This window comes from Streptomyces canus, from assembly GCF_030815415.1.
In the GTDB taxonomy this organism is placed as follows: Bacteria; Actinomycetota; Actinomycetes; order Streptomycetales; family Streptomycetaceae; genus Streptomyces; species Streptomyces canus_F.
On the sequence record NZ_JAUSWW010000001.1, the window covers coordinates 558,488 to 585,382 of the forward strand.

The 26,895-nt window shown below is 70.7% G+C and carries 25 protein-coding genes and 2 pseudogenes; 11 read left to right on the plus strand and 16 right to left on the minus strand.

Features of this window, described 5'->3' with window-relative positions; genetic code table 11:
• Positions 1 to 15 precede the first annotated feature (15 nt).
• From QF037_RS02595 to QF037_RS02610, 4 genes and pseudogenes are all read right to left on the minus strand, one after another.
• Positions 16 to 175 (minus strand): annotated as a pseudogene (locus QF037_RS02595) (DUF6009 family protein); the annotation flags it as partial.
• 168 nt (positions 176 to 343) lie between these two features.
• Positions 344 to 1,060 (minus strand): hypothetical protein, encoded by a 717-nt coding sequence (locus QF037_RS02600; protein ID WP_307021385.1) that lies wholly within the window; start codon positions 1,058 to 1,060, stop codon positions 344 to 346.
• Positions 1,057 to 5,376 carry a WD40 repeat domain-containing serine/threonine protein kinase gene (locus QF037_RS02605; RefSeq protein ID WP_307021386.1) on the minus strand — a complete coding sequence of 1,440 codons (4,320 nt, stop codon included), beginning with the start codon at positions 5,374 to 5,376 and terminating at the stop codon, positions 1,057 to 1,059. Before QF037_RS02605 ends, QF037_RS02600 begins: the two co-directional genes overlap by 4 nt.
• A gap of 5 nt (positions 5,377 to 5,381) precedes the next feature.
• Complete coding sequence (locus QF037_RS02610) at positions 5,382 to 6,044, minus strand: DUF7019 family protein (protein WP_307021388.1); 663 nt, start codon at positions 6,042 to 6,044, stop codon at positions 5,382 to 5,384.
• Between the two features lie 385 nt (positions 6,045 to 6,429).
• On the opposite strand from QF037_RS02610, the gene QF037_RS02615 reads away from it, so the two are divergent.
• The 3 genes from QF037_RS02615 to QF037_RS02625 all read left to right on the plus strand — a co-directional run bounded on the left by QF037_RS02615 (position 6,430) and on the right by QF037_RS02625 (position 8,535).
• Positions 6,430 to 7,266, plus strand: a complete 837-nt coding sequence (locus QF037_RS02615) for an AraC family transcriptional regulator (RefSeq protein WP_307021390.1) — start codon at positions 6,430 to 6,432, stop codon at positions 7,264 to 7,266.
• An 82-nt stretch (positions 7,267 to 7,348) separates the two neighbouring features.
• Positions 7,349 to 7,819 (plus strand): cupin domain-containing protein, encoded by a 471-nt coding sequence (locus tag QF037_RS02620; RefSeq protein WP_307021392.1) that lies wholly within the window; start codon positions 7,349 to 7,351, stop codon positions 7,817 to 7,819.
• Entirely contained in the window at positions 7,816 to 8,535 is a 720-nt protein-coding gene (locus QF037_RS02625) for an SGNH/GDSL hydrolase family protein (protein WP_307021394.1), read from the plus strand. Before QF037_RS02620 ends, QF037_RS02625 begins: the two co-directional genes overlap by 4 nt.
• 127 nt (positions 8,536 to 8,662) lie before the next feature.
• Here the strand turns inward: QF037_RS02625 and QF037_RS02630 are convergent, their stop codons facing one another.
• Positions 8,663 to 9,124, minus strand: a complete 462-nt coding sequence (locus QF037_RS02630) for a hypothetical protein (RefSeq protein WP_307037820.1) — start codon at positions 9,122 to 9,124, stop codon at positions 8,663 to 8,665.
• Between the two features lie 367 nt (positions 9,125 to 9,491).
• On the opposite strand from QF037_RS02630, the gene QF037_RS02635 reads away from it, so the two are divergent.
• Positions 9,492 to 10,010 carry a hypothetical protein gene (locus QF037_RS02635; protein ID WP_307021396.1) on the plus strand — a complete coding sequence of 173 codons (519 nt, stop codon included), beginning with the start codon at positions 9,492 to 9,494 and terminating at the stop codon, positions 10,008 to 10,010.
• Between the two features lie 709 nt (positions 10,011 to 10,719).
• Here the strand turns inward: QF037_RS02635 and QF037_RS02640 are convergent.
• The 5 genes from QF037_RS02640 to QF037_RS02660 all read right to left on the minus strand — a co-directional run bounded on the left by QF037_RS02640 (position 10,720) and on the right by QF037_RS02660 (position 14,675).
• A complete protein-coding gene (locus QF037_RS02640) occupies positions 10,720 to 11,190 on the minus strand; it encodes an LLM class flavin-dependent oxidoreductase (protein ID WP_307036946.1) in 471 nt (156 codons plus the stop codon).
• A gap of 134 nt (positions 11,191 to 11,324) precedes the next feature.
• The gene (locus QF037_RS02645; protein ID WP_307021397.1) at positions 11,325 to 11,825 is read right to left on the minus strand and encodes a cupin domain-containing protein; all 501 of its coding nucleotides are present in this window, start codon (positions 11,823 to 11,825) and stop codon (positions 11,325 to 11,327) included.
• Between the two features lie 252 nt (positions 11,826 to 12,077).
• Entirely contained in the window at positions 12,078 to 13,028 is a 951-nt protein-coding gene (locus QF037_RS02650) for an alpha/beta hydrolase (RefSeq protein WP_307021399.1), read from the minus strand.
• A gap of 29 nt (positions 13,029 to 13,057) precedes the next feature.
• A complete protein-coding gene (locus QF037_RS02655; RefSeq protein WP_307021400.1) occupies positions 13,058 to 14,002 on the minus strand; it encodes an NADP-dependent oxidoreductase in 945 nt (314 codons plus the stop codon).
• A gap of 97 nt (positions 14,003 to 14,099) precedes the next feature.
• Positions 14,100 to 14,675 (minus strand): NAD(P)H-dependent oxidoreductase, encoded by a 576-nt coding sequence (locus QF037_RS02660; protein ID WP_307021402.1) that lies wholly within the window; start codon positions 14,673 to 14,675, stop codon positions 14,100 to 14,102.
• A gap of 383 nt (positions 14,676 to 15,058) precedes the next feature.
• Between QF037_RS02660 and QF037_RS02665 the strand changes: the two genes are divergently transcribed.
• Positions 15,059 to 15,562, plus strand: coding sequence for a MarR family winged helix-turn-helix transcriptional regulator (locus tag QF037_RS02665; RefSeq protein WP_307021404.1), 504 nt, complete (start codon positions 15,059 to 15,061; stop codon positions 15,560 to 15,562).
• A 251-nt stretch (positions 15,563 to 15,813) separates the two neighbouring features.
• Positions 15,814 to 17,871, plus strand: coding sequence for an ATP-binding protein (locus QF037_RS02670; RefSeq protein ID WP_307021405.1), 2,058 nt, complete (start codon positions 15,814 to 15,816; stop codon positions 17,869 to 17,871).
• Between the two features lie 287 nt (positions 17,872 to 18,158).
• On the opposite strand, the gene QF037_RS02675 is transcribed toward QF037_RS02670, so the two are convergent.
• A complete protein-coding gene (locus QF037_RS02675) occupies positions 18,159 to 18,287 on the minus strand; it encodes an AMP-binding enzyme (protein WP_307021406.1) in 129 nt (42 codons plus the stop codon).
• Positions 18,288 to 18,434: 147 nt separating this feature from the next.
• Between QF037_RS02675 and QF037_RS02680 the strand changes: the two genes are divergently transcribed.
• A complete protein-coding gene (locus tag QF037_RS02680) occupies positions 18,435 to 19,127 on the plus strand; it encodes a DUF899 domain-containing protein (RefSeq protein WP_307021407.1) in 693 nt (230 codons plus the stop codon).
• A gap of 40 nt (positions 19,128 to 19,167) precedes the next feature.
• Positions 19,168 to 19,296: pseudogene (locus QF037_RS02685) on the plus strand (lanthionine synthetase); the annotation flags it as partial.
• A 74-nt stretch (positions 19,297 to 19,370) separates the two neighbouring features.
• Here the strand turns inward: QF037_RS02685 and QF037_RS02690 are convergent.
• Positions 19,371 to 19,793, minus strand: coding sequence for a glycosyl hydrolase (locus QF037_RS02690; RefSeq protein ID WP_307021408.1), 423 nt, complete (start codon positions 19,791 to 19,793; stop codon positions 19,371 to 19,373).
• Positions 19,784 to 21,055 carry a hypothetical protein gene (locus QF037_RS02695; RefSeq protein WP_307021409.1) on the minus strand — a complete coding sequence of 424 codons (1,272 nt, stop codon included), beginning with the start codon at positions 21,053 to 21,055 and terminating at the stop codon, positions 19,784 to 19,786. The genes QF037_RS02690 and QF037_RS02695 overlap by 10 nt, the downstream gene beginning before the upstream one ends.
• Positions 21,056 to 21,356: 301 nt before the next feature.
• Here QF037_RS02695 and QF037_RS02700 point away from each other — a divergent pair, with 301 nt between their 5' ends.
• A complete protein-coding gene (locus QF037_RS02700) occupies positions 21,357 to 22,622 on the plus strand; it encodes an IS701 family transposase (RefSeq protein WP_373463649.1) in 1,266 nt (421 codons plus the stop codon).
• A 277-nt stretch (positions 22,623 to 22,899) separates the two neighbouring features.
• On the opposite strand, the gene QF037_RS02705 is transcribed toward QF037_RS02700, so the two are convergent.
• A complete protein-coding gene (locus QF037_RS02705; protein WP_307021411.1) occupies positions 22,900 to 23,115 on the minus strand; it encodes a hypothetical protein in 216 nt (71 codons plus the stop codon).
• A 152-nt stretch (positions 23,116 to 23,267) separates the two neighbouring features.
• On the opposite strand from QF037_RS02705, the gene QF037_RS02710 reads away from it, so the two are divergent.
• Both QF037_RS02710 and QF037_RS02715 read left to right on the plus strand, forming a co-directional pair.
• Entirely contained in the window at positions 23,268 to 23,675 is a 408-nt protein-coding gene (locus QF037_RS02710) for a hypothetical protein (RefSeq protein ID WP_307021413.1), read from the plus strand.
• Positions 23,672 to 24,130 carry a hypothetical protein gene (locus QF037_RS02715; RefSeq protein ID WP_307021415.1) on the plus strand — a complete coding sequence of 153 codons (459 nt, stop codon included), beginning with the start codon at positions 23,672 to 23,674 and terminating at the stop codon, positions 24,128 to 24,130. The genes QF037_RS02710 and QF037_RS02715 overlap by 4 nt, the downstream gene beginning before the upstream one ends.
• Before the next feature lie 5 nt (positions 24,131 to 24,135).
• On the opposite strand, the gene QF037_RS02720 is transcribed toward QF037_RS02715, so the two are convergent.
• Positions 24,136 to 24,936 carry an FHA domain-containing protein gene (locus QF037_RS02720; protein ID WP_307021417.1) on the minus strand — a complete coding sequence of 267 codons (801 nt, stop codon included), beginning with the start codon at positions 24,934 to 24,936 and terminating at the stop codon, positions 24,136 to 24,138.
• 1 nt (position 24,937) lies between these two features.
• Complete coding sequence (locus QF037_RS02725; protein WP_307021419.1) at positions 24,938 to 26,893, minus strand: serine/threonine-protein kinase; 1,956 nt, start codon at positions 26,891 to 26,893, stop codon at positions 24,938 to 24,940.
• Positions 26,894 to 26,895 lie beyond the last annotated feature (2 nt).

Consider the following 26,895-nt stretch of genomic DNA (forward strand, 5'->3'; position numbering starts at 1 on the left):
GCGGGTCGGCTACGGTCAGAACCCGGCCACCTCTATCTGCGCCGTGCGGCCTCTTTGCGAGCAGGGCGTCTTGGCCCCGACCTTCCCGGGCTCGATGGTGCTCGGGTCGACGGCTTCTCCGGGCGCGCCGAACCTGGTAGTCGCCGGTGGGGTCGCTGTCGCGGTCGTGCGGCAGAAATCGCTCAGCTGAGTCAACTAGCCTGTCCGGCTGCGGTACATACGAGCGGGGCGAGGCGCCGGAGACAGAGCTGACGGAGAGGCATTTCCGGCCGTAAGACAGGGGAGCCGACGTCGGGGTGACGCTCTGTGCGGGTGCCGAAGGCCGGGAGGGTGTACCGCCGTGTCAGCGCGGCACTTCCACCTCGATGCCGCCGAGAGCGTAGTTCCAGCGCGGGTCGAGCCGGGAGCCGCTCTTGCGGGCGCCCTTCAGGTTCTTCACAAAGGCCCTGCGCTGGGCCGGGGTCGCCGAGCGCCAACGCAGTTCGAGGACGGGGCGCACCGGAGGGATGAGTTCGCGCATCCGCTGGTCGTACCTGGCGAGACTCGCCTCATAGTCGAACGGCCGGTAGACCAGGTCGAGGTCGATCGACGGTGCCGTGCCGCCCGCCTCGTGGTGACAGGAACCCAGCCAGTTGGCGAGGTAGTCCAGCCCGATCCGCACGTCGGAGGAGATCTGGTCCTGCCACTTGCCGAGGTAGGGCGCGTTCACCGCCTCCGCGGTCACCTCTTCCGGCATCACGATCAGACCGCGCACGGAGGTCCCTGACAGGGCGACGTGGATGCGCGGCCAGTGCCCGCCGGCCTCGATCCGGAAAGAGGGGAAGTGGCCCGCCATGCCCATCCCCGTCCGCAGCTGGGCCCAGCCCATCGCGTCGTGCGGGGGCCGCTCCGGCGAGTAGGGCCCGCTGGTGCGGTGCCCGAGGTCGCCCTCCCGCATCATGAACACGGCTTCGAACACATCACCGCGCAAGGCCATGCTCACTGGGAAGTACGCCCCGACCTCCGCCATGAACGCCTTGCCGGTGATCAGGGCGCCGATGCTGGACCGGTCCGCAATCATCGTCGTCTCCTCCATCCCCTCCGTGTCGGCCTGGGCGGTACCGGCCCGGGCAGACTGTCCAGTTCGGCCTGGACGGCGAGGGTGTCCGTATGGTGCTCGCCCAGACGCAGCCGCCGCTTCGCCAGCACTTCGCGCAGGGCCTGCGCCGCGTCACTGTGCCGTCCGCGCCGGCGGTGCACACGGGCCAGCCCCACCCGGACCTCCAGGGTCTGGAGGTCGTCGGGGCCGAGGCGCCTCACGAGCTGTGGCACCAGCATGTCGTACAACCGCTCGGCCTCGTCCAGTTCGCCCTTGTCGGTGAGCAGCAACGCGAGTGCCGTGATCGCCTCCAGGGTGGCCGGATGGTCCGGCCCCAGGTCCCGTTCGCGTTCCGCGGTCACCGCCCGGATCAGGGCCAGGGCTTCCGTCTGCCGGCGCAGATCGATCAGTACCGCGGCCCAGCCGAGCATCGCGCGCTGAGTCTCGACGTGCCCGGCGTCCCACAGGTGGGAGCGCACGTCGACGACGAGCTGCCAGGTCCGCTCGGCCGCGACCGGATCGCCCTCGCTGTGCAGGAGGGGGGCGGCCTCGGCGAGCGTGACGAGGTCGTCCTGGAGCACGGCGGCGAAGTAGTTGGCCCAGAAGGACTCAAACCGGTTGAGTTCTTCCTCCGGTCTCAGCAACAGCGTGAGCGCCTCGGCCGTGCCCGGTGTCTCGTCGGGCTCCCGGCTCGCCAGGTCCTGGGCCACGGAGTGCATGTAGAGGCGGTAGCCCGTGTCGTTGCGGGAGAGAACCTTGTCCAGTTCGGCGGCGAGTTCCAGGGTGCGGGTGACAGCGTGCCGCTGCCGCTCGCCGATGCGGGCCATCGCCTCGATGAGCGCCGGGCGGCTGTCGTCACGGGACGGCAGCTCGACGGCGACCTCGGCCCGCAGTTCCTCGATCACGGGCTCGGACTCCGCGCGCAACACCCCGGTCGCGGAGCCGAAGTCGTACTCCCAGTCCAGGGCCCAGGTCAGCAGGCGGCCGCGTTCGTCGCCGGCCAGGAGCAGGGCGCCGTCGGGGGCCAACTCAACGTCGGTGACCGCGGCCGAGAAGCCGGTGAAGGCCCGCAGTTCCCGGCCGCTCGTCAGGTCCCACAGGCGTGCCTGGCGGTCCTCGCCGCCGGACGCCGCGAGGAGGAAGTCCGGCGTGACGGCGAGGCTGCGCACGGCGGCGGTGTGTCCGGTGAGCACATGGACGCAGCGGGCGGCGGCGACGTCCCACAGCCGGACGGTGCCGTCGGCGGAGCAGGACAGCAGGTACCGGCCGTCCGGGCCGGGCAGGACGTCGACCACGGCGTCGGTGTGTCCGGTGAGCACCGCCTCGCACTGCCCTTCGGCGGTCCGCCAGACGCGTACGGTCGCGTCGGCGCCGCCGGTGACGACGTAGCGGCCGTCCTCGCTCAGCCGTGCGGCGCCGATCCACTCCTCGTGCCCGCCCAGCACCCACCGCAGTTCGCCTGTGCGCAGGTCCCAGATCTTCACGGTGACGTCCTGGCCGCGGGAGAGCCCGTAGCGGTGGTCGGCGCTGACGGCCACGTCCAGCACGGCTCCGGGGTGGGCCTCCCAGCGTCCGAGGGACCGGCCGCTGGGGATGTCCCAGGCGGCGACGACACCGTCGGCGGTCCCGGAGAGGGCCACGTGGCCGTCCTCGCTGACCGCGACGTAGTACACGTCGTCGCGGGGGCTGGTGAACAGCTGGACGATGCGCCGGTCGCGGGGCTGCCAGGCGACGACCCGGCCGTCCTCGCCCCCGGACACCGCGAGCCGGCCGTCGGCGGTCATCGCCAGGGCGCTGAGGTGGCCGGTGTGCAGGCTGAGCGTGTGCAGCAGCTGCCCGGTCTCCACGTCGAAGACCCAGGCTTCGGAGTTCCCTGCGCGGGCGAGCGCGGTGGGGCTGCGCCCGCTGAGTTCCAGGGCCCAGGACCGGTCGTCGTCGGGGGTGATCCGGCCCGCGGACCAGGCGTCGACGAGTGCGGTACGGCGGCCGAGGGCACCGAGTCGGCGCCACAGGCGTACGGGCTCGGTGTGGCGCCGGTGGCCGGGCAGTGCGCGGGCGGCGCGGATCAGTTCGGCCGCCTCCTCCAGCCGTCCGGCTGCGCCGTGCGTGGCCGCGTGGTCCAGCAGTTCGGCTGCTCGGGCGGCAGCGGCGGTGACGTCCCCGGCCTGGTGGGGGCGGACATAGCTCCAGGGGGCCGGTGGTCCGGCGGGCGGCAGGTGCCATGCGCGCACGGTCTTGCCCTCGGCGGTGAGGGCGCGGTGCCCGGTCGCGCTCAGCGCGACCTCCTTGGTGTCGGGTCTGGCGTCCAGGGAGAGGCGGCAGCGGCCCGTGGCGAGGTCCCACACCCGCGATGGCTCGGCGCGTCCGCCGCTGGAGAAGCCGACCGTGCCGTCCGAGTTCAGGGCTGTCCGGCCGTATTCGGTCTTGAGTACCCGTGAGGCATCACCGGAGCCGAGGTCGGCCAGTCGGACGTGGGCGCTCCCGCCGGTGACCACGACGAGTCGGCCGTCGTCGGTGAACTGCACGCTCAGGCAGGCGTGGTCGAACCGGTGGACCAGTGCGCCCGTGCGGACGTCGTACACCGAGCTGGTCCGGCGTGTGTGGTCGACGGCGCAGCACAGGGTGCCCCGGGCCCCCAGGAAGTCGGCCTTGCTCTCGAACTGCCGGACCTCCACGGGTTCGCCCGTCTCCAGGTCCCAGGTGACGACCTCTCCCTCGTACCCGCTGGTGACCGCGTGCCGCTGATCCTGCGTCAGCGCGACCGCGAGCACCCAGCTGGGGTGGCCGGGGAGTTCGAACCCGGTGGCGGCGTCGAGGTCGAGCACCAGCGCGCGCCGGGTGCCGCCGCCGACGACCAGGACGCGTCCGTCGTCGCGGACCGCGAGTGTCGAGGCGCGGTAGTTCTCCAAGTGCAGTTCCTGGCGGCACTCCCCCGTGGCCAGGTCCCAGATCCGCAGCCCGCCGGAACCGTCCGCCGAGATTCCGGTCGTGCCGTCCGGGGTCAGGGCGAGGGCGGTGATCCAGTCGTCGTGTTCCCCGGGCAGCACAGACTGGGCCGGGGCGGGCACGTCCTGCACCGAGGCAAGAGCGGCGGCGATCTGCGGGTCGTCGGGCATCCGTGCCGACGCGTCCCGCAGCAGTTCGGCCGCGGCAGGCGCGTCGCCCCGCTCCCGGTGCACCAGCGCCAGCAGGTACGTGCCGTCGTCGGGGTCGCCGAACCGCACGGATTCCAGCTCGTCCACCAGTTCGGCGTCGGTGATCACACCCGTCCGCCAGCGGTGCAGTCCGCGGTTGTAGCGGGCGTGCGGGTGGTGGGGATCCGCCCGCAGGGCGCGGGTCCACAGCTCCTCGGCGCTATCGCGGCGGCCGAGGTCCAGCATCGACAGCGCGTGGTTGGAGAGGCTGTCGGCGAGCAGGGTGGCCGCGGACGGTGCACGGCGGGGGTAGGGGCCGACCTCGCGCCGGTGCACCTCGACCAGCCGCTCGGCGAGCGGGCCGAGCCGCGAGGGGCGTGCGGCGGGGTCCTCCGCGAAGCACTCGCGCAGTACGTCCAGCATCTCGACCGGCACCCGCTGGATCGCGCCCGGCGTCTGGGACCGGGTGTAGTCCTCGAAGGCGTCGCCCGCGGTGGTCCCGTCCCGTACCGGCGGCCTACCCAGGAGCATTTCGAACACGGTGACGGCCCAGGACCAGACGTCCGTGGCCGGGGAGAGCCCGGACGGCGACCGTGCCTGCTCGGGCGAGCAGTACGCTGGGTCCAGGCCGCCCCGGCTGACGAACGGCTCCGCGTCCCCGGCCGTGCGGGCCCGCGCCAGGCCGAAGTCGGTGACCTTCACCGTGCCGTCCCGGGTCAGCATCACGTTGGCGGGCTTGACGTCCTGGTGCACGACGTCGTTCTCGTGCGCGTGGTCCAGGCCCCAGGCGGACTGGATCGCGACGTCCAGCAGCGTCGCGAGGGAATCGTCGCCGTAAAAGGTCCGGTTGCGGACGGCTTCCGCGAGGCTGCCGCCGTCGGCCCACTCGGCGAAGACCCTGGGCACGTCCTCCAGGGTGCGCACGTAGACGCAGTTGGCGATGTGCGGGTGCAGGCCCAGCCCCACCCACACCTCCGCCTCCCGCTCGAAGTCCCCGATTCCGTCCGGCGAGCGGACGACGGCCGGGCGCGGGGTCTTCACCGCCAGGTCGATGTCCCAACCGCGGTGGTGGACCCGGTGCACCAGTCCGAGGCCCCCGGTGCGCACCACGTCCAGGACCTCGTACAGGTCCAGGATCACGTCGCCGCGGCGCCAGGTGACCATCGCCGTCAGTCCACCACGGCGGCGTACAAGGGTGTTCCAAGCAGCACCGACCTACCGGTACCGTCCGGGCTCTCGCCGTGCAGCAGCCGCTTCGCCACGAACTCGACCTTCTGCGCCGGCCAGCGCAGTCGCGCAACAGCCCGCTCAACGCGGCCCAGCGCCGCGCGATCGACGTGGTCGAGGTCGCCGTCCACCGCGTCGGCGACGTACTCGTCCTCCAGATCGGAGGTGATCCCGAGGCCGTCGAGCATGGAGGACATCATCGAGCGCCCCACACCGTGCGCCTCGGCGTCCGGCACCCAGTCGTACACGTGCCGGTACGAGCCGCCCAGGGCGACGACGGTGTCCTCGCTGCGCCCGCCGAAGAACACCAGGGAGGACGCAGGGTCGTCGCGGAACGCGCCCCAGCGCATCCGCAGCGAGCCCCAGAAGTACTGGCCCGGTGCGTCCACCGTACCGAGGTCACCGTGGTCGCGGAGGTACCGGACGACCGCCTCGAGACGGGTGATCCGGTCGTTCGGCGGACCCTCGGTGGTGCGCTTCGCCGACAGCACGGAGAGGTTCACGCCCACCTCCGTCTGACGCTTGGCCCCGAACCCGGGGTCGATCTGCGGCAACAGCATGTCGACCTTGCTGTCGGAGATGTACACGTAGTAGCTCAGCGACACTGCCGGATCCTCCCAGGCCTCGACCCTCCCAGCCTATCGATCACGGCCCGGAGTGGGCCATGGGAAGCGCGGGCGAAGGGAGTTGAGCGGAGCGGCGACGGCGGCCACGTCGCCCAGGCGGTTGCAGTGCGGCGGGGTCCGGAATCAAGACCGGAAGTGGGGGCACGCCCGGCACAGCAGAACCTGCGCGAACGAGCGGAACAGATCGCCGCCACCGTGGAGCCGAGTCGGCCACGCACTCCCCCGAGCAGTTCGTCGGCTACGGCGTCGATCATCGGTACGGCGGCTTGGACGCGCTGCGCGTTGAAAAATCCAGCCGCAAACGGCGGTCATCACTCCTTGGATGGTGATCTTCCTGGGCTGGGCGGCTCGTACACTGACGAAAATGGAGGACCACACGGCCACCGGGATCGGTGCACGTCCGGCGCCCGTCTTGCGGCAGTACGTCAACTCGTATGTCGGCTTCGACCTCCGCGGGTTCCCGACGGGGGTGCACTGCGGCCCGCCGGGCCGCGCGCTCACCGCGGTGATCAGCCTGTCAGATCCCTTGGAGGTGGCGGCGGGCGTTGACGACGGGTCACCGGTCACCCGATTCGGCAGCGTGGCCGGCGGTCTGATGTGCCGGTCCGTCGCGATTCACCACGACGGACGCCAGCAAGGTGTTCGGGTATCGCTGACACCGCTCGGGGCCCGGGCCATCTACGGCATGCCCGCCGCCGAACTCGCCCACCGACTGGTCCCACTTGACGAGCTTCTCGGAGCGCTTGCCGTCGAGTTGGTCGACCGGCTCCGAACGGCGACAACATGGGCGGCGCGGTTCACCGCGCTGGACGAATTGCTCCTGCGAGCTGTCGGCCGCGGCGCCTGCGACGACCATGTGCGCTGGGCGCGCCCCGAGGTAGCCGAGGCGTGGCGCCGCCTCGTCGCCGCGCGGGGTTGCGTCCAGGTCGGTGCGGTCGCCGCGGAACTCGGCTGGAGCCGTCGGTACCTCACCGAGCGATTTCGCGGTGAGGTGGGCCTGTCGCCGAAGACCTTCGCCCGCGTCTTGCGCTTCGAGCACGCGCACGAACTGGCGGCGGCGCAGGACCCGCTCCCGTGGGGCGATGTGGCAACCGTCTCTGGCTACGCCGACCAGGCCCATCTCGTTCGGGACTGGCGCGAGTTCACGGGCCGGTCGCCGACGGCCTGGCGTCGCAGCGAAGTCCTCCTCGGAGCCGGGTAGCCGCCGACCCTCTGCCCGTCGCGTCGGCTTCTCTTCCCTTTTCTTCAAGACCACCCGATCGCTGTCATGGACGATCGTCGGCATGAGACTGGTCAACCACGAACCCAATGCCATGGACCTGCGGACCACCCCCGTGCACCTCGGACTGGGATCGAGAGCGAAACCCGTCGAGGGCTTCACCTGGGACCCGGAGGTGCTCCAGGCCTACAGCGCCGCGGTCGCGGCAGACGGCGCCGAGGGCCGGATGGTGATGATCTTCGACGGCGACGGGCCCGGCGACCATTGGGAGAGCCACCCCGCAGGCGACGAACTGGTCGTATGCCTCAGCGGGTCCGTGACGGTCACCCGCGACGTGGACGGGGTGCCCGACCGCGTTCTGCTCGGGCCGGGCGAGGCCACCATCAACCCGGCCGGGGTATGGCACGTGGTCGACATGGAGGGGCCGACGTCCATCCTGGCCATCACTGCGACCCTCGGCACCGACCACCGTCCTCGGACCGGCACCCGCCCGACCGAACGCATCGGCACGCCCACCCCGCAGGAAGCGCCGTGACGACACGCATCGCGTGCCTCGGCGACAGCCTCACCCGCGCGCAGTTCAGCGTCGACTACCTGGATCGTCTCGGACGACGCCACCCTCCCGGTGACGTGCAGCTTGCCCGTTTCGGCGCCAACGGCGACTTCGCCTACAACCTCTTGCAGCGCCTCGATGCTGTCGTCACGAACCCACCCGATGTGATCACCGTGTTGATCGGGACCAACGACGCCCGAGCGAGCCTTGCCGGCTACCCCGTCGAGCAGGCCATGAAGCGCAAACAGCTCCCCGCTCGCCCGTCGGCCGGCTGGTTCCAACAGTGCCTGGCAGCCGTCGTCGCACGGCTGCGAGCGGAGACCGACGCAACGATCGGTCTGCTGTCGATCCCGGTACTGGGCCAACAACTCGACGGAGCAGCGGCACAGGCATCGCAGGCATACAGCCGGATGATCGCCGAGGTCGCCGCCACCAACGAGGTGGCCTACCTTCCGCTCCACGAACGCCAGATGGAGGAACTGCGCCAAGCGGACCCGCCGCCGATTTCATACCGGGAGGTGACGCCCGCAGCCGTCGTCGGCGTCCTCGTCCAGCACGCAGTGCTGCGCCGCAGCCTCGACACGATCTCGCGGCGGAGAGGTCTCGTGCTCACGACCGACCACATCCACCAAAACAGCCGCGGCGCCACCCTTATCGCTGAGGTCATCGACGCCACTCTGCTGACCCAGAGCGCGTAACTGGTGCCGGCGCCCGGCCAGTCGGATCGGATGCCATCTACCGCGCGGAGGTGGCATCCGATCCAGGCGGTCAACGCCTACGACATCCGGCTCGTCTGGCTGCGTGACCACCGCGAGGGCACCTGGGTCACGGTCCCGTGGCGGATGCTGTCGTCGACTGCGACCCCATTCGGCGGGCCGGTGGCTCTGTCGATGACGAGGGGCTCTGGTCCACTTCGTGTGGTCCGGTGACGCTCGGCCACGCCAATAGAACCCGCTTGCGTAGAAGTTCGAATCCTGCGCGGCCGAACATCTGACGCTTGAGCATCTTGATCCTGTTGACATGGCCCTCCACGACGCCGGAGTTCCAGGCGAGGGTGAGGCCGGCGGTGACGGCGTCAAGGTCGCGCAGGAGGTACTGAGCGAACTGGCGGAGGCTGAGCAGTTCGGCGGTGGCGCTGGCTGCTTCGCTCCATTCGGGGAGTCGGTCGCCTTGCAGGTGGGTGAGCATGTGGGCGAGGGAGCGCACGTGTTCGGCGAGTGCTGTCAGTTCGGGGCAGTTGGCCAAGGGGGCTTTGCTCGCGGCCTGGCTCGCCGAGCGGCCCGGCATCGAGATCATTTGCCGTGACCGGGCCCCCTTCTTTGCCGAAGGCGCCACCTGCGGCGCCCCGCAGGACCTTCAGGTCGCCGTGCCACCATCCACGCTCGCCTCGGACTCTGATCATTCGTCGCCAACGCCCGCAGGAGAGCCGCCAAACTGAGCCCCGAACGCCGTGAGTCTCTCAATGCGTTGGGGATGCGCTGGTAGATCTCTTGCCGTGTACGGCTGAAGAGGGCTTTGAGCAGGCGAAGTACGTCGAAACTGTGCACCAATCTGGTTGCGGTGCCCAGACTGCATGCGTGACGCGGTGTTCACACGGGATGATCACCTGGTTCTGTACGCCTGCTTGGCTTCTGCCTGCACTTCGGGGGACCGCATGTACCGCTTCACCCGCCACACCGGCCGTGCTCTGACTGCCGTCGCGCTGATTACCGGCATGGCATCGGCCTGCTCTGACTCGCCTACGCCGTCCAAGGCTCCCCAGTCCCAGAGGGCGGCGAGCTCCACCGCGTCACCCACCGCGCAGCCGTCCTCCCCGTCCGGCCGGGAGCAGCTGGACAAGGAAGCCCGCGACCTGCTCAATATGACGGATCGCCTGGAGTCGGATGAGGAGGGCTTGGTCTCGTCCGGCTCCCTCGCGGTGCCCGGAGAGAACCTGGACAAGACCATCAAGACCGGCACCGCCCTGCGGGTGGAGGTGGCCTGCGCAGGGGAGGGTACGGTCACCTTCACGGTCGCCTCGGGCACCGCCAAGACAGCCAAGCGCGTCGACTGCACGCAGCCGATGACGAACGGGTTCGACTTCACCACGGCCGGGCCGGGCCTCACGATCCAGGCGGACTCACCCGAGGAAGACAGGGTGGGCACCGCCTACATGGTGAGCCACATCTCCTGACTGTCCAGCTGACGGCCCTGGTCGCCCTGGTCTCGGCTCGCCGCCGCCTTCCTCTCCGAGCGGGTGGTTCCCGCCGGAGATATGACGTGGCTTGTCGACCAGGTCCGGCTGGGCAAGGACGGGGCAGCCTTTCGGTCCGGCCCAAAGCCCCAGCCGAACTGGCCTACTGGCTGAATCGCAGGGCGATTGACCGGCATCCGCCACGCTCTAGGATCCCAAGGAGCGCCCAGGCTTCTGTGCCGGGAGCCGGCCGACCCCAGCCCCCGGGCCCGGAAGTCAACTGAGCCCGCTGGGAAACCGGAGCCCGCCTCCCGCGAACGGTCTGCGGCCCCGATCCCTCGTCCTTTGGCCCGCCGGGGCGAACTCCCGCACGCTCCCACGGTCATGAGGACGATCCCGCGCGGGCCTCGCGTCTGGGGACGACGCGAGGCCCGCACCAACGGGCGCTGCCCTCGGACGCAGGCGGCGGCCGCCCCACTCAACCTTCAACTACCCGGCCCCGCAACCGACGCACCCGCGATCCAGGCCATTCCCGCGTGCCGATCACACCCGGGCATCATCCGCCCGCACCAGCCCGACAGGACATCCAGCGCGCCAGCCACAGCTTCCGGAAGCCGTCACCGCGCCGCACACCGCCGCCCCGGCCGAGCGCGGCACTCCATCCACGGCCATCCTCCACCCGCGCAGGGCGGACGCCGGCGCGCGAGTACTACGCGCCGTGCGTGCGCACACTGCGCTCGCCACTCCACATGGCCCGGATGACGGTGATCGCCTCTTCAAGTGCGTCGACGGCCTCTCTCGGCCTGCGACGGGAGCCGCCCATGGCCTCGATGGCTTCCCAGAAGGCGCCGGCACCCCGGCCGAGCTGGACCCGGGAGCCGGTCAGTCTGTCCAAGGTCGCCACAGCCTTCGCCAGCACGGCTGGCGGACGTAACGGCAGGGAGCTGACCGTCGGGACGAGCGTGACATGTCGCGTCCGCGCAGCCAGGAAGGTGAGCAGTGTCCAGGTGTCGTCGAACGCCGCTCGGTACGGGTGGTCCTGGATGGTGAGAAGGCCAAGGCCGAGACTGTCGATGAGTAGTGCCTGCTCACTGGAGCGGCCGACGGGGAGGGCATTTGGCTCTACGCCGTTGGTCGCATCTCGGGAGCGGGAAAGGAAACTGGCCCGTCGTCGCCTCAGAGGCCGCGCCCTCGAGACCGGGCGGCAGCCAGGCGGCGGCTGTTAGTGATGGATCCGAACAATCGGGCCCTGACTGTCCAGCTCAGCGGGAATTTCACCCTGTCGACCGGTACCGGGCTTGCCGGCCCTGCGAGTCACAGGAACTCGCTCCGATAGGTCGAGGCCAACTCGGCCGCGCGGCGGCGGCGCTCCGCGAGCTCGCCCTGCGACAGCTGTGGCGGCGGCGCGTCCTTGCCCGCGACGACATCGCCGATGCGCGTGAAGTACTCGTCCTGGCCGGCCGGGGTGCACATGCACAGCATGCGGGCCGGCGCACCCGAGGCGTTGCGGAAGTTGTGCGGGGCGTTGGCCGGGATGTTCACTGTGGACCCGGCCCGCACCGTGTGCTTCTCGCCGCGGAAGGTGAACTCGATCTCGCCCTCGAGGACCGTGAACATCTCCTCGAAGTCGTGCCGGTGCGGCGGCGGACCACCGCCGTCGGGCACGAGCATGTCGATCAGGCAGTACCGGCCGTCGGTCTGCTCGCCGGTGACGAGCATGGCGTACGTGTTGCCCACCAAAGAGATGTACGTCGTACCGGGATCGTCGGGGTCCGCCACGGTCAGCGAACGGGACAGGTCGTCATCAGGAATCATCGAAATCGTCTCCTTCAAAGGTCAGTCAGGTGAGGATCAAGTGCCGTCGGCTGGCATGCAGGCCGGCAGTCTCCCGGCCATCGATGCGCACGCTGCCCGACGTGGGAGTCCGGCCCGGCCGCGCGGTGCTTCAGTCTGTTCTTGCCGGTGTCCGAGGGGCCCCATCGCGGAGGGCTACGGAGCGAGGGCCTGCCTGTGTGGCGGGCTTGCATACCCCTGCTGCGGCACAGGGTGAGGGCGCTCGGTGCCGGCTCAGATCGACTTCAGGACCCGGACGCGGTCGGCGATGGCGCGGCGGGCGACATCGGAGGTGAAGGCGATGGAGTCGAACTCGTGCGGGGCGCCGGGGTGCAGGTGGAATTCGACCGGCACGCCGGCGCGGCTGAGCTTGGTGGCGTAAGCGGTGTCTTCGTCGCGGAAGACGTCGAGCTGGCCGACCTCGATGTAGGCCGGCGGCAGTCCGGTCGCGTCCTCGAGCCGGGCCGGGGCCGCCGCGGCCGGGACGTCGGGCCCGCCGGCGGCCTCGCCGAGCAGGGCCGGCCAGGCGGTGAGGCTGTCGTCGTAGGACCACAGCGCGTAGGGCGCGATGTGTGGATCGGGGGTGGTGGTGCGGTCGTCGAGCATCGGCATGAGCAGGATCTGGCGGGCGATCTTCGGGCCGCCGCGCTCGCGGGCGAGGATCGTCAGTCCCGCGGCCATGCCGCCGCCCGCGCTGTCACCCATCACACCGATCCGGTCCGGGTCGATGCCGAGTTCGGCGGCGTGTGCGTGCAGCCAGCGCAGTGCGGTGTAGGCGTCCTCGAGCGGGGTCGGGAAGGGGTGCTCGGGGGCGCGGCGGTACTGGACTGACAGCATCGGCACGCCGCTGGCGGAGACGTAGCGGGAGACCGGGCCGTCGAACAGGTCGATGTGGCCGAAGATGTATCCGCCGCCGTGGAAGAACAGCACGGCCGGGCCCGGCGCCGCGCCGTCCTTGGTGTACCAGCGCATGGTGATCCGCGCGCCGTCGCCTGCGGTCGTGTGGTGCTCGCTGGTCTGCACGTCGGCCGGGATCGGCTGGGCCGTTCCCGCGGCGCCGATGATCGGCTCCCACATGGCGCGCCGCGCCGCGATGTCCCCCACTGCCGGTGGTGTTGCGTCCGCCATCGCGCCGGCCATCGGGGCCAGCGCCTCGGCGACTTCGGGATCCAGACTGAGTGCCATGGCCTTTTCCTTTCGGTGGAGGATCGGCGTCAGACGGCGGGCGGAACGACGATGACCTTGCCGTGCACGGTGCCTTCGGCGGCCCGGGCGTGGAGCGCCGGCAGGTCGGCCAGCGGCAGCCGCTCGGCGACGTCGACGCGCAGCTCGCCGCGGTCCGTCAGCGCCACGAGTTGGGCCAGCTGGTCGGCGTCGCTGCGGACGAACAGGTCGATGCCCTGCACGTCGCGCTCCTCGTCGCTGGGGACGGGCATCCATACCGTGGTGTTCACGACGACCCCGCCGGAACGGACCAGCGTGACGAGCGCGGCCAGTTCGTCCGGGGCGACCGGTGCAAGGTTGAGTGCGAGGTCGACCGGTTCGGTCACCGCGGCGGTCACGCTGGTGGTGGTGTGGTCGATGACTTCGTCGGCGCCGGCCGATGTGACCGCCTCGCTGCTGCGCGGACTGGCTGTGGCGATGACGTGGGCGCCGGCGTTCTTGGCCAGTTGTACGGCGTAGCCGCCGACCGCTCCACCGGCTCCGTTGATCAGCACGCGTTGCCCGGCCGTCAGCTTGCCGTGGTCGAACAGGGCCTGCCACGCGGTCAGGCCCACCACCGGGAGTGCGGCGGCGTCGGCCAGGGGGATGGTCTTGGGGGCCGGGGCCAGGACCTCGGCCGGCGCGAGAACGTAATCCGCCGCGGCTCCGTTGCCGTCCATCGGCAGGAAGCCGACGACGTCGTCACCGACCGCTGTGCCGTCCACGCCCTCGCCCAGCGCCTCGACCGTTCCGGCGACGTCGATGCCGGGAGTGTGCGGCAGCACCACCGGTATGGGGCCGCGCATGAAGCCACCGCGGATGTTGCCGTCGACAGGGTTGAACGACGTCGCGGCGACGCGGATCAGGACCTCACCGGCCCCGGGGACGGGCTGCTCCACGTCCTCGTAGCGCAGGACGTCGGGATCGCCGTACTCGTGGAAACGCACTGCCTTCATGGGGGTTCTCACCTTCACTGCGATGGGAGTTGCTTCGAATTCGAAGCAACTGTTGATGACAGTACATCTGCTTCGAATTCGAAGCAAGTGGTGTCGGTCACTGCCGGCGAGAGCGCATCGCCGTGGCGAGCTCGACGGCGGCTCGGTCGATGCAGGCGCGCAGCCGCCCCGCGTCGCTGCCAACCGTGGTCTGCCAGTCGGCGGGGCCCGCGACGACGACCGTGGGCACCGGTTCGGCGTGCACGCCGGCCAGACGCGTGCGCATCACCTGCGCGAGGTCGGGCGGCCGCCGGTGGCAGCCGCTGTTGAGCGCCAGCAGCACCGGCATGCCGGAGAGGACTTTGTCCCCGAGGACGGCGAAGAACGAGTCGAACACCTTGCTCGGGGATGCGGCGAGCACCGGGGTCGCCACCACCAGCCCGTCCGCTGTCACGACCGCCGCGATCGCCTCCCGCAGGTCCAGGCTGGCGCGGCCCTGGGCGGAGAACTGGGCGAGGTCGGCCGCCAGCCGGTGCAGCTCCAGCACCTCCACCTCGGCGCGCGCACCCCCGGCCGCCAGTGACCGGCACACCGCCTCCGCAACCCAGTCCGCGAGGAGGCGAGTCGAGCACCCGTAACCGACGCCGGCGCACAGGACCGCCAGGGACACCGGCCTCCACGCGGCGGCGCTCATCCCGGCATCGTGTTCATGGCTTCTGCGCTGCGGCCGGGCTGTCGTGCCGCCACCGGGGAGGGCCGAGAACGACATTGCGCGAGGCAGGGGATGCTCAAGGCCGGTCCTCGGGATACGTGGGCGGCGGCGCCGTCCTTCTGCTCGTAACCCTGTGCCGCGGCCCTGTCCGAACTCCATGTTCTGCGGTGCTCAGTCGGGCCCGACACTGCCCACACCGTGTGCCCACTAGGTCACCACATCGGGCCGGGCGACCCTCGCGCCCCTCCGATCCACCTGCCCGGGCTGGCACCGGAACTCACGCAGGAGTTCAGTTCCAGCCCCGCCCGGGATGGCTGGACGGCGCCACGCCACACGCTTCGAATTCGAAGCAGTAGACTGCGGTCATGCCTGATTCACCGCCGTCACTCGACCCCGTACAGCTCGGCGCCTACTTCGACCTCATCGAGGTGACCAGCCTGCTCCGGCACGCGGTCGAGCAGCAGCTGCGCGAGGCCGGCGATCTCAGCTACGTGCAGTTCCAGCTGCTGGCCCGCCTCGGGGACTCTCCGACGGGCAGTCACCGCATGACCGACCTGGCCGACGGCGTCGTCTACAGCCGCAGCGGCCTGACCTACCAGGTGGATCTGCTCCAGAAGGAGGGCCTGGTCGTCCGCGCTCCCTCACCGGACGACGAACGGAGCATCACCGTCACCCTCACCGACGCCGGACGTGAGCTGCTCGCGAAGGTGCTGCCGGGCCACATCGAAGTGGTCAGCGGCCTGCTGTTCGAACCGCTTTCGCGCGACGACGTCGAAGCTCTCGCCGGCCTGCTGGCGCCGGTGCGCGACCACATGCGCTCGATGCCGTCCCGCTCGGCCGCGCCTCGCCGCCGCAAAGGCGGAGCATAAGGACTCGACCCAGGCCACGCAGAAAGGGCAACGACACGTCCCGCTCGACGCCGCGCCAAGGAGAAGTGACGAGCGCGCCGAGGACAGGGACTGGGGCGCGTAACACCCGGACGACACCGAATCGATGCAGCACACATCCGAGCAGCGCCCCCTGCCCCGGGGTGCTCCCCCGCGCTCGGTACCACTACTTAGAAAGCGCTTCATCACACCGATCTTCGACGGCAGAATGGGCCTGGCGAAAGGAGCTTGGATTGGCAGCGGCGGGACTGGCGGACCGACTGGCCGCGGCACGAGCCGAAGCGCTGGTGGGCAGGGAGCCGGAGCGGGCGGTGCTCGACCTGATGCTGTCGGGCGCGGCGCACGCTCCGCTCGTCGCCTACCTGCACGGCCCCGGCGGCATCGGCAAGTCCTCGCTCGTGCGCTACGCCGCCCGGCAGGCGGAACTCGCCGGCCGCCGCGTGGTGCATGTGGACGCCCGGTTCCTCGACGCCGACCCGCGCAGGCTGGAGGAGGCCGCCGCCCCGGCGTGCGCCGAACCAGGCGCGGTGCTGCTCATCGACACCTTCGAACAGTGCCAGCCCCTCGAGACGTGGCTGCGCGAGACCTTCCTGCTGCGGCTCGCCGACCAGGCGATCGTGGTGGTGGCCGGCAGGACCGCCCCCGACGCCGAATGGTCGCTGGACCCCGGGTGGGCGCAACTGTTCACCGCACTGCCCGTACGGCCGCTCGATCCCGCCGAGTCCGACGCCCTGCTCGCCGCCCGGGGGGTCCCCGCCGAGCAGCGCGGCGCCTTCGTCGCCTTCGCGGGAGGCAGCCCGCTCGCCCTCTCACTGGCCGCCTCCGTGCCCCCGGCCGCACCCGGCGCGCCGTGGTACCCCACCGGCGACACCCTGACGACCTTGGTCGAGCGGCTGGTCGGCGACCTGCCCAGCGTCCTCCATCGACGTGCCCTCGAAGTCGTCGCACAGACCTATGTCACCCGCGAGCCCCTGCTGCGCGCGGTACTGGGTGACGAGGACACCAATACGGTGTTCCCCTGGCTGCGCCAGCTGCCCTACATCGAGGTCACACCGGAAGGGCTGCACCCGCACGACGCGGTGCGGGCGACCCTCGAGGCCGACCTGCGCTGGCGGGACCCCGAGCGCTACGACGACATCCGCGCCCGCATCTCCCTCGCCGGCCTGGAGGCCGTTCGCTCCGCCACCGCCGACGACGCGCTCTTACGAGTCACGGAATGGATGTTCCTCTTCCGCGACCAGGGCGGCCCGGAGAACCTGTACAACTACCGGACGCACCCTCACATCGAGGACACTCCGCTCCGGCCCGCCGACGTACCCGCCGTGCTGCGCATGGCCGAGGAGGCCGAGGGCCCGGCATCGGCAGCCGCGGTCGCGCACTGGCTGCGCCGCCAGCCGGACGCCTTCCGCGTCCACCGCTACACCGGCTCCACCACACCTGTTTCGTTCATGGCCATCCTGCGGCTGGACGCACCGCTGCCCGAGGACCTCGCCGAGGACCCGGTCATCGCAGCGGTCTGGGACCTCGTGGAGACGGCCGCACCCCTGGGACCGGGCGAGCACCTGGGCATCCGCCGCTTCGCGGTGCAGCCCGGCGGGGGCCAGCGGCCCTCGCCCCTGATGGAACTCATCAGCCGGCGCACCCTCGCCGAGGAGATGAGGATCCACGGACGCGCGGTCACCTTCACCGTCTTCGAAGACGCCGGCCTGTGGGGGCGCTACCTCGCCGAGGCCGGGATGCCGGAGGTCGCGGCCGTGGACGTCGGCGGCCTGCGACAGCATGTCTTCGGTCGGGACTGGCGACGGCAAGCGGTGGAACAGTGGGTGCAAAACCGGGCGCGCACCGCGGTCACGCCCCTGGCGACATGGCCCGCAATCGCCTCCGCGAGCGGCCCGGGCGACCAGCTGCCGCGCGCCGCGTTCGAGGAAGCCGTACTCGAGGCGCTGCGCACCTGGCACACCCCGCGCGAATTCGCGACCAGCGTCCTGCTGCACTCCCATCTCGTGGCGCCGGGCTCATCCGACCCGGCCGCGGTCCTGCGCGGCGCCATCACCACCGCACTCGACGCGATACAGATTGACCCGGCGGGCGTCAAAGCCCACGAGGCCCTCACCGCCGCCTACATCTCGGCCTCCCGCACCCACAGGGCCGCCGCCCGACGACTCGGGGTGCCCTACGGCACCTACCGGCGCCACCTCGCCCTGGCCAAGGAACGCCTCATCGAACAACTGCTGCGCCAGCCGGCCACGAGATCCACACCGACCGCGCCGCACTCGATACCGGAGGAGTGAGGCCAGCGCGGTATCGCAGGGCAACGACCTCCGCGAGAAGCGCGTACTGCCACTCGTTGAGCCGAGTGCCGCGGTCGTGGACTCACAGTCGGTGAAGGCGGGCGCCACCGCCACCCACGCCTCGCGGGAGTTCGCCCCGCCCGCGTCTAAGCGGCGGCCGACGCAGCGGTACGAGCCGCTCGCATCGCGGCCTTGTCGATCTTGCCCAGCGCGTTCTTGGGGGTGGCCTCCACGACGGCGTACGAGGTCGGCCGCTTGTACCCGCTGAGACTGCGCGCACAGAGTGCCTACAGCAATGCCGGATCGACCGTCAGACCCGGCCGTGGCTGCACTTCGGCGACGATGGCTTCTCCCCATTTCTCGTCGGGGACGCCGATCACAGCGGTCTCGAGGACCGACGGGTCACCGGCCGGCACGCCCGCTGTCCATCCTCGACGCGCGGAACTGCCCGCCATGCGGAATCGTGCGAGCGCCGAAGGGACGGCTCGGGCCGATGAGTTCCGGGGCCCGGTGGGGTCTACCTCTGCACGAGCGAAAGCTGCACACGAGTTCTGTGAGGGACCATGACCACCCACGCACTACCACCCGTCGTCGACGCCGCATCGTGGGAGCGCCAACTCGAGGCGCTGCGTGCCCGGGAGAAGGCCGCGACGCGGGAGCTTGACGCCATCGCCGCCGAGCGTCGTCGCCTGCCGATGGTCGAGATGCCCGACTACACCCTGCAGGGCGAGGACGGCCCCGTTCGGCTGGCGGACGTCTTCGAAGGCAAGAGGCAACTGATCGTCTACAACCACATGTGGTTCGCCGGCAAGGACTGGCAGTGCCCGGGCTGCACAGGGTTCACCTCGCAGTACACCCGCCTGGAGTTCCTGGACAACTACGATGCGCGATTCGTCATCGTCACCCAGGGCCCGATCAAAGAGGCACTCGCCTACCGGCAGCGGGTCGGCAACCAGATGACGTGGTACTCCACTGCCAACAGCTCCTTCGGGGCCGACGTCGGTGCACCGCCCGACGCAGGATTCGCGGTCAACGTGTTCCTGCGCGACGGCGACACCGTCTATCGCACCTGGCACACCAACGGCCGGGGCACCGAACAGCTCAGCCACACCTTCCCGCTGATCGACGTCCTGCCGTACGGACGGCAGGAGGAGTGGCAGGACTCGCCCGAGGGCTGGCCCCAGTCGCCCACCTACAGCCGGTGGGCGACGTCCAAAGACATCGCTGCGCTCTATGGCCCGGGCTCCGGCAGCTGAACGACCTGCATCACGGCCGGTGAGCGGGTGAACTCGGCTGCGGCGGCCGTTATCGTGCTACGGCACCGCTGGCCTCGCCCAAGCCCAGCAACTCGCCGCGCTCGCCCGCGGCGACGACGGCCGCCAGCTGGACGCCGAGGACGCGCTCGTGGCTGTCTTCGCCGACCCCGTTCTCTCAAGGTGAGTTGACGCAGCCCGCCGGACGGGCCCGGTGCACAACCGGGCCCATCCGGAAGCCGGACCCTAGTACCAGCCGGTGCAGGTGATCGCCGTGTTGTACCCGGAGTCCCCGCAGGCCCGCATGAGGTAGCCGTTGGCGTCGTTCCAGGCTTCGGTGTGCACGCTGGTTCCCGCGTCGATCTGGCGCCAGCCCAGCTGCGGCTGCCAGGTCCTGCCGCCGTCGTTGCTGCGGTCGACCCAGACGTGCATGCCGACGGAGCCGTTGGTGACCCGGCCCCAGGCACAGGTGTTGTTCCCGGAGCCGTTGTACCTCAGCTCGAAGAGCTGACCCCTGGCTCCGACCGCCGAGCGAGCGGTCCCGGTCACCGGGCTGGTGCTGCAGCCTTCCGCGGCAGTGGCGGTCGTGGCTGCTCCGGACATGGCCAGCAATCCCGTGGTCATGGCCAGCGCCGGGACAGTGGCCGCGACCTTCGTGTTCATGCGCATGTGGCGTGTTCCCCCTTGGGAGCCTCGAGGCTCTCGTGGTCGGTTTCGGCTTGATCGAGCTGTCGCTGCACCTCCTCGGCCTCCTGGTCACGGCCCTGCCGCCGGTACAGGTCGCGGGCTTCGCGCCACACCTCTCGGGCCTGGTCGTGCCGGCAGAGGGCGGCGTACGGATGACCGAGCCGCTCGAGCGTGTCGGCGGCCTCGTAGAAGTTGTCGAGGTCGCGGTACAGGCTGATGGCCTGGCGGTAGTGCTCGACGGCGTCGAGGTGGCGGCCGCTGTGGTGGTCGATGTAGCCGAGGCTGTCCAGGGTCTGCGCCTGCCCGTTCACGTCCTGGTGGTGCCGGTACAGGGCGAGGGCGGCCTGGCAGTGCCGACGGGCGGTGTCGTCGGCTTCGCCGAGGAGCGCGGTGTACCAGCCCACGGCGTTGAGTGCGTTGGCCTCCGCGATCGGCTGGTCGAGGCCGCGGTAGAGATCCAGTGCGCGCCTGGCGTGCTCCAGCGCCCGACGGCCGTCCGGCCAGATCGACGCAAGCGTGTAGTGCGCCTGGGCCTGGAGGGCGCGATCGTTTTGCTGCTCGCTCAGGGCGAGGGCCTGGTTCAGGGCGTCGATCGCCTCCTGGTGATGTCCGAGCACGACGTGCGCGCGGCCGAGGAGCCGGTGGGTGAGGATCTGGGCGCCGGGATCGGGCAACCGGGCCGCGGAGTCGACCGCGATCCGCCACACGGCGAGCTGGTCCTGGCGGTGTCCTCGCCGGTAGTGGTAGTCGTTCAGCGTCCAGGCCAGCTGCCATGCCGTACGGTGCCACGCGTGCCTGACGGCGGTGCGTTGTGCGGCGAGCAGGTTGCGGTGCTCGGTGTCGAACCAGTCCATCGCCGCCGGGATGTCGGGCAGCGCCGGAGGTAGGCAGGCGGGGTCCAACGGTCCGAGCTCGATGGGCTCGCGGTGGGAGTCCAGGAGTCGGGCGGCGGCATGCGCGGTGTGCGTGTAGTAGGCGAGGGCCCGCCGCAGCGCCGTGCTCCGTGTGTCGTCGGACGGGGCGTGGGCAGTGGTGGCGTAGCGCCGGATCAGGTCGTGCATGCGGTAGCGGCCGGCTGCGTCCCGGCTGATGAGCGAGGCCTGTTCCAGCCTGCGCAGTACGGTCCTGGTCCGGCTCAGGTCGCGGCCGGTGAGGCTGGCGGCGGCCCGTAGGCTCGTGTCGGGTCCGGGGGCGATCGCGAGCAGCCCGAACACCTCGGCCTCCCCGTCATCGCAGTAGAGCAACTGCGGCTCGTGCGGTCAACCGAGTTGAGCAGTCGACCACGCAAAGCCCTCGGCCGTGCCCGCTGCGTGCCCGTATGACAGGTGCGTCGCGGTCTCACGGCGAACACCGGGGAACCGAGCCGACGACCAGGCGCCTGCTGAAACCCCCTCTCCCGCAGCTACGCGAGGCAATCGGCCCTGGAACACCTCAGCTTCCCAAGCCAAGAGCGCGAGTTCGATTCTCGTCACCCGCTCTAGTAGGGCTTGGTCATCTTCACTTGTGCGTGCGTGTCTGATGCTGCGTGTGTGTCGTTGGAGTGGTGTGACACCTGAGGAGATGGCCTCGGTCCGGGGGGACTTGGAGGCGTTCGCGGCGGAGTTGTTCGACGGGTTCTTCCGTGCGGATCAACGGCGGTGGGGGCAGGCGTATGTGCGCGGGCTGCTGCTGGACGGGCAGCGCAAGTCGGTGGAGCCGATGGCGGCCCGGCTGGGTGAGGACGGCAACCGGCAGGCGCTGGCGCACTTCATCACCTCCAGCCCGTGGGATCCCGCGCACGTGCGGGCCCGGCTGGCCTGGAGGATGCACGAGGCGATCGGCCCCGAGGCGTTGATCGTGGACGACACCGGCTTTTTGAAGGACGGGGATGCTTCGGCGTGTGTGTCGAGGCAGTACACCGGCACCGCGGGCAAGGTCACCAACTGCCAGGTGGGCGTCTCGCTGCACCTGGCCAACGACCGTGCCTCCGCCGCGATCGACTGGCGGCTGTTCCTGCCCGCATCCTGGGATCCCGACGCGCCGGAGGCCGACCCGGACAAGATCGCCCGCCGCGGCCGGTGCGGGATCCCCGACGGGGTGGGGCATGTGGAGAAGTGGCAGCTGGCCCTGGACATGATCGACGAGACCCGGTCGTGGGGCATCGACGTCCCTTTGGTCGTCGCGGACGCCGGATACGGCGATGCCGCCGCCTTCCGGCTGGGCCTGGAGGAACGCAAGCAGCCCTACGCGGTGGGGATTTCTTCCCGCCATACCGCCCAGCCCGCCGACGCCCAACCCGTCCAGCCCGACTGTGCGGGCACCGGCCGGCCACCCAAAATGCAGTACCCCGAGCCTGCGCAGAGCATGAAAGACCTGGTCATCGCGGCCGGGAGAACGGCCGCGAGACCGGTGTCGTGGCGGGAAGGCTCCCGGCCGGGCAAGGGGGTCAGTGGCTTCAAGCGTATGTATTCGCGGTTCGTCGCCCTGCGGATCCGCCCGGCCGGCCGCGCCATCCGCAAGGCCACCGACGATCCTGAACTGCCCGTGCGGTGGCTGCTGGCGGAATGGCCCGCGACCGAGCCCGAGCCGGTCCAGTTCTGGCTCTCCAACCTGCCCTCCGGCATGCCACTGGCCACGCTGGTGCGGCTGGCCAAGCTCCGCTGGCGCATCGAGCACGACTACCGCGAGATGAAACAGGCCCTGGGACTGGCCCACTTCGAAGGCCGCACCTGGAGCGGATGGCACCACCACGTCACCCTCGTCTCCGCCGCCCACGCCTTCTGCACCCTGCAACGACTGGCACCAGACCCAAAAGACGCCACGCAGGCCTGAGCCTCTACCAAGTGGTCCGCGACCTGCAGACTCTCCTCGCCACCTGGACCGGCGCCTGCCCCACCTGCCACCGCGACATACCCACACCACTACGAACCTGACCAAGCCCTACTAGAATTCGCCCCCAGGCCAGCGGCCTGGGGGTGGTTTGTTGTCCAGACCAATCCGAGGGGAGAGTCGCCAGGCACGTCACGTACGTCATCACCGAGCACGCACGCTCCGCGCCGATGGACCAAACCCGCCAGCTGCCGCGGACCGGCCTGCTCGGTCATCATCGTCACCGCTTCGTCCGGAGCAGGAGGTCGACCTCCTGCTCCTGGTCTCCCGACGCCGTGCCCCGTTCGTCCGCGGTGAACGCGGCACCCAGTGCTTCGACCTCCTGATGGTGGGTGGGACGGTCGTTCATCAGGGTCCAGCCGAGCCATCCGGCAAGGCCGTTGTGCACGGCCTGGCACCACACCGCCACCAACGCGCCCTTGACGCCCCTCGGCATACGCTCCGACACCTGGGGCGTGAGTGACCATGAGGTCCTCCCGCTCTCCCCTCCGAACCTGAGCGCGCCCCAGCTTCCCGGGGCCTTTCCGGGACCCCTCCCGACGCTGTGCCGGTAGGCATTGCCCGACAGACTCGTGAAGGGGGAAGGGCATGGTGCGAGCACGCTCGGGGGCGTCCCCGGCCGTCGTGGCCCTGGTCGCCGTACCGGTGTCGGCGTGTGGTGCGGCGGCGCCGCAGACGTCGCGGAAGGAATTGTTCCAGGAGTACGTCAATCCGACCCACGTGAAGAACGACTGGTCGGGCGGCGAGGGCGGGGCGAGTGCGGATTTGACTGCGAACTTCGCCTCTCGCGGCACGCCGTTCGAACGCTCAGTTCTGGTCAAGCGTCGCAACGGGTCGCTGGAGCTGATCACGCTGCTCCTCCCGGACGACGTGACCCTCGTGCCGGCCGACATCACCTCCGTGCCGGGTGAGGGAAAGGTCGTCGCGGTGCTGGTGCTCGGAACCGCGATCGGCGCGCGGGCGGCCCGTCGGCGCACAGCGGAGGTACGCCCATGACCGGCTCGCCGAACGAACCGGGCGCGGCGGAACTCCTGCCCGAGGAGCCCGAGGAGCCCGAGGAGGAGGAAGAGGTAGAGGCGGATGCCCGCAGGCCCCGGGTGATCACCGTGGCGTTCTGGCTGTTGATCACGTCCGCGGTGCTCTGGGTGTTGGTCAGCGGGAGCGTCGGCCTGGCCGAGCAGCAGGGGACCGTTGCGATCTTCTGCTTCTACATCTGGGCCGCCGCACGCATCCGTCGCGGCCGGTGGACAGCCAGGATCGTCGGCACGGCCGCTGCCGTGTGGCTCCTCGTCGTACCGGGGTCCCTGGCGTGGGGCTTCATGGACCCGGAGAATCCGTACGGGCGGGAGTACGCCGTGTTGGCCGTCGTGGCGGTGGTTCTGACCGGCACCGGCGTGGCCCTGCTCTACGGTCGTCGCGGCAACACGTATTTCCGTCGACGGCCATGGTGACGGCGTCAGGCGGCGTCGATCAGTGCCAGGTCCATCGGTACGAGCGTGGTCGATGCCAGCAGGGCCCGGATCAGGTGGTCGTTGAGCGCGTTGCCCACCGGCTCGCCGAGCTCCTCGCGGGTCAGCCAGGGCACCCCGTCGCGGGACAGCCGGGTGCGCACGCCGTTGACCAGGTGCTCGACGCGCTTGTCCGTCCAGCCGGCACCGGGCTGCACCTCGGCGAGTTCGGCGGCGGTCTGCCGCCAGGTCAGCGGCTGCGGCCGGGGTTCGTGCAGCAGGTAGCGCCGGCCGAGGACGATGAGGGCGAGCTTCTCCTGTTCGGTGAGCGCCCATACCCGGGGCGGGCGGGTGACGTCCTCGTGCCGGGGCGGCGGCCGGTCGCCCCCGGGGCCGGTGACGAAGACCTCCAGCAGGTGCTCGCGCCCGCGGGAACCGCCGACGAACAGCGGGCTGTAGCCGGTGTCGAGCGGCAGTGGCTCCTCGTCCCGGAACAGCAGCCGGGTCCCCGGACAACGGATCGGCAGCCGCCCGGAGTTGCTCACCCACCAGCGGCCGTCCCGGTGCGTGAGCGTGCCCTGGTGGCGACTGACCTGGGGGTCGTCCTCCCCGAGGCAGACATGCACCTCGGGGCGGTTGCGGCCGAACAGCACCTCGCGGCCCTCCCCCGGCCCCAACGTCATACCGCCGGTCAGCGCGAGCGCGAAGACGGTGCCGGGCAGCGGTGCGGACGCGCCACGGGCGAGGCTCCCATGGGTGGCGGTCAACCGCCTGGCGCCTGTGCCGTGGGGAGTTCCCAGCTCCGTCATGTCACGCCTCCGGCAGTCGCTTCGCGATGTTCCGCACGACGACGGCCGCGAACTCCGTCGCGCTGTCGCACAGTTGCCGGTCCGGCTGCGGGGCGTACACGGTCAGCTGGACCAGTTCGGTCGTGCGGCCGCCAGCGGAGTCCGTGTACGTACGGTGCGGTGTCCGTACGGTGCAGCTGTCGTCCTCGGCCTCGTCCGCCACGTAGTAGCTCCGCGTCCCGGCGACGTCCACCGCCGTTCCGTCGTCGGCGTCCAGCGAGTTGTCCCGGCTGAACTGGATCTCGACCTCGCGCTTGCCGTCGTCGCTGGACCAGTCGCAACTCCAGGAACCGAAGCCGCGGTCCCGGTTGTCCGCGTCGACGCCGGGCAGCCGCTTGAGCGCGGTGGCGTCGAGCAGGGTGCAGGTGTCCAGCCGGGCAAGGGAGTTCGCGGCCGGCGACGACGAACGCCGGGGCACCGGGCCGTCGGCCAGCACGCCGACCACGCGGTCGGTGGCGGCGTCGGCCATCTGGCACGGGTCGGGCGCCAGTTCGCCGAGCTGTTTCCCGATGACGCGGATCTGCTTGCCGTCGGCGGTCAGGACGGCCCGCTCGCAGGCCCTCCCTTTCCGTTTGAGGGTCACGACCGTGAGGCCGCCGGCGAGGTGGGTGGATTCGATGTCGTCGAAGTGGTCCCGGTCCGAGTCGAGGTTGACCTGGACGTCCGCGTTGTCGTCACCGCTGTTGTTGCGCACCAGGACGTCGCAGCGGTCGAACTCCTCGTGGTCCGGGTCGAGTACGGTGCCGCCGAAGCGGCTCAGCGAGGCGGCGTCGAGCAGCCCGCAAGGGTCCGCCGTACGCTCGTCGCCGATGGCACCGGCCGGCGCCGTGGCCGAGGGTTTCGCGTCGGTCGCGCCCGTACGGCCGCCCTCGTCGCCCTCGTTCTTCGAGGCCCACGGGCCGAAGACGACCAGCCCGGCCGTGATCGCGCCCGCCGCGGCCAGCGCCACCGCCGTGATGGCCAACCGGCGTCGGCGTAGGGACTGTTGCGGCTGCGGCACGAAGGGCGTGGAGCCCTGCGCTCGGCGGACGAGTCGCCGCAGCCGGAGGGTTGGGGACGTGAAGTCCCGCATACGGCTGTCGTGCAACTGCTCCGCTATGTGCGGGGGCGGCGGCGCGGCGCGCGTCAGCAGCCTCTGCGCCTTGGCGGCGTCGGGCCGGCGCCGGGGCTCCACCTCCAGCAGGGCGGTGAGCGGCCCCTCCAGCGGGCCGGCCCGGTGCGCGGGCTCGATGTGTCCCTCGACGGCCCGGGCCAGGTAGGCCATGGGGTGTTCGACCTCGCCGTACGGCGACCGGCCCTCGACCGCCATGAACAGGGAGGCGCCCAGGGAGAACACGTCGGACTTCTCGCCCGCGGGCTGCCCCTTGGCCAACTCGGGGGCCAGATACCGGGGTTTGCCTGGCACACTGCTCGTCCCGCTGTGTGTGACGTCGCTCCACAGGGCCCGCGAGATCCCGAAGTCGGTCAGTCTCGCGACGCCTTCGTCGGTGACGAGGATGTTCTCCGGTGTCACATCGCCGTGCACCACGCCCTCGTGGTGGGACTTCGCCAGCGCGGCCGCGATCTGGCAGCCGATCGATCCGGCCGCCTCGGGCGTGAGCGGACCGCTCTGAGTCAGGATCTGCGCGAGGCTGCGCGAGGGGACGTACTCCATGATGATCCAGCAGGTGGCGCCCTCGTCGACGAAGTCGAAGACGCCCACGATGTTCGGGTGGTGCAGCCGCCCGGCGTTGCGCGCCTCGCCCATGAGCCGTCGCGTGGCCCGATCGTCGTCCAGGCGTGCGCACTTGACCGCGACCCGCCGTTCGAGCCGCTCGTCCCAGGCCAGCCAGACGACGCCCATCCCGCCGCTGCCGATGGGCTCCCGCAAGAGGTACCGGCCGGCGATCTTGTCCCCGGCCTCCGGCGTCACCAGCACCG

Coding starts and splice junctions, on each gene's coding strand:
- QF037_RS02600 (WP_307021385.1), bottom strand. CDS start 1,060: ATGATTGCGGACCGGTCCAGCATCGGCGCCCTGATCACCGGCAAGGCG.
- QF037_RS02605 (WP_307021386.1), bottom strand. CDS start 5,376: ATGGTCACCTGGCGCCGCGGCGACGTGATCCTGGACCTGTACGAGGTC.
- QF037_RS02615 (WP_307021390.1), top strand. CDS start 6,430: ATGGAGGACCACACGGCCACCGGGATCGGTGCACGTCCGGCGCCCGTC.
- QF037_RS02620 (WP_307021392.1), top strand. CDS start 7,349: ATGAGACTGGTCAACCACGAACCCAATGCCATGGACCTGCGGACCACC.
- QF037_RS02630 (WP_307037820.1), bottom strand. CDS start 9,124: ATGCCGGGCCGCTCGGCGAGCCAGGCCGCGAGCAAAGCCCCCTTGGCC.
- QF037_RS02635 (WP_307021396.1), top strand. CDS start 9,492: ATGTACCGCTTCACCCGCCACACCGGCCGTGCTCTGACTGCCGTCGCG.
- QF037_RS02645 (WP_307021397.1), bottom strand. CDS start 11,825: ATGATTCCTGATGACGACCTGTCCCGTTCGCTGACCGTGGCGGACCCC.
- QF037_RS02650 (WP_307021399.1), bottom strand. CDS start 13,028: ATGGCACTCAGTCTGGATCCCGAAGTCGCCGAGGCGCTGGCCCCGATG.
- QF037_RS02655 (WP_307021400.1), bottom strand. CDS start 14,002: ATGAAGGCAGTGCGTTTCCACGAGTACGGCGATCCCGACGTCCTGCGC.
- QF037_RS02660 (WP_307021402.1), bottom strand. CDS start 14,675: ATGAGCGCCGCCGCGTGGAGGCCGGTGTCCCTGGCGGTCCTGTGCGCC.
- QF037_RS02665 (WP_307021404.1), top strand. CDS start 15,059: ATGCCTGATTCACCGCCGTCACTCGACCCCGTACAGCTCGGCGCCTAC.
- QF037_RS02680 (WP_307021407.1), top strand. CDS start 18,435: ATGACCACCCACGCACTACCACCCGTCGTCGACGCCGCATCGTGGGAG.
- QF037_RS02690 (WP_307021408.1), bottom strand. CDS start 19,793: ATGCGCATGAACACGAAGGTCGCGGCCACTGTCCCGGCGCTGGCCATG.
- QF037_RS02705 (WP_307021411.1), bottom strand. CDS start 23,115: ATGCCGAGGGGCGTCAAGGGCGCGTTGGTGGCGGTGTGGTGCCAGGCC.
- QF037_RS02710 (WP_307021413.1), top strand. CDS start 23,268: ATGGTGCGAGCACGCTCGGGGGCGTCCCCGGCCGTCGTGGCCCTGGTC.
- QF037_RS02715 (WP_307021415.1), top strand. CDS start 23,672: ATGACCGGCTCGCCGAACGAACCGGGCGCGGCGGAACTCCTGCCCGAG.
- QF037_RS02720 (WP_307021417.1), bottom strand. CDS start 24,936: ATGACGGAGCTGGGAACTCCCCACGGCACAGGCGCCAGGCGGTTGACC.